Origin of the sequence: Dickeya sp. ws52, assembly GCF_007210685.1 — a bacterium.
In the GTDB taxonomy this organism is placed as follows: Bacteria; Pseudomonadota; Gammaproteobacteria; order Enterobacterales; family Enterobacteriaceae; genus Dickeya; species Dickeya chrysanthemi.
Window position 1 is genome coordinate 1 of sequence record NZ_SZVX01000065.1, and the last position, 335, is coordinate 335.

The 335-nt window shown below is 50.4% G+C and carries 1 pseudogene; it reads right to left on the reverse strand.

Features of this window, described 5'->3' with window-relative positions:
• Positions 1 to 335, reverse strand: a pseudogene (locus FDP13_RS21535) (IS5 family transposase); the annotation flags it as partial.

Genomic DNA, 335 nt, shown 5'->3' on the forward strand with positions numbered 1-335 from the left:
GCAAAAACTCAGCGGTAATCCTGTGCCATCTGTCGCCAGATGGATTTTGGTGCCAAAGCCGCCGCGAGAGCGACCCAGCCCATGGTCCTCACATTCATCGGGATGTTTTTTTTCGCACCGGCGGCCGCTTTCAGGGCGCGAACGTTACTGCCATCCAGCGCGATAACATCCCAGTCAATCAGCGCTTTTTCATCCAGAATCTGGAGTAATTTATTGAAAATGCTGTTCATTATTCCGGCTTTAGACCACCGATTGAAACGGTTGTAAATGGTTTTCCATTGACCATAACGCTCAGGTAAATCCCGCCAGGGTGCACCAGAGCAAAGCACCCAAAA